The 503-nt window shown below is 46.5% G+C and carries 1 protein-coding gene; it reads right to left on the bottom strand.

Annotated features, from left to right (window positions below):
• A partial coding sequence (locus tag R7Q48_RS31610) for an enoyl-CoA hydratase/isomerase family protein (RefSeq protein ID WP_318134432.1) occupies positions 1-367 on the bottom strand: 367 nt, incomplete at its 3' end.
• Positions 368-503 lie beyond the last annotated feature (136 nt).

Here is a 503-nt window from a genome sequence, read left to right as displayed (position 1 = left end):
CTGAGCCTTGTACGACAGCGATGGTGGGTTGAGGGAAGGCATCCAACGTTTCCATTAAGCGAGCGAGGCTTTGTGCATCGACTAGGTTTTCTTTTCGGGTACTATTTGCCATCGATTGCATCCAAGCTAAATCCGCACCAGAGGAAAAGTGTTTGCCATTACTGCGCAGCACTAAGCAACGCACATCGGTTCTTAGTGCAAGATAATCTAAGCGATGGATGATCAAATCAATCATGCAGGCATCAAAGGCATTGTGTTTCTTTGTCCGATTCAGCGTCAGCGTTGCAACACCGAATTCGTCAACCTGCCAAAGCACATCATTGTGTCGTTGAGCGTTTGGAACAATGCTTGGTTGTCTTTCCTGCATAATGATTTCCTTGTGAACGTTTATTTCAATTGCACGGTTACATTCTAAAGATGCCAAATTCGCTATCAGGTATTGGCGCGTTGAGCGCGGCCATTAACGCTTGTGCAAGCACGTTTCGCGTCTCTTTGGGGTCAAT

It is taken from the genome of Vibrio sp. 378 (genome assembly GCF_033339435.1).
This window is presented reverse-complemented; position numbering and strand designations above follow the sequence as displayed.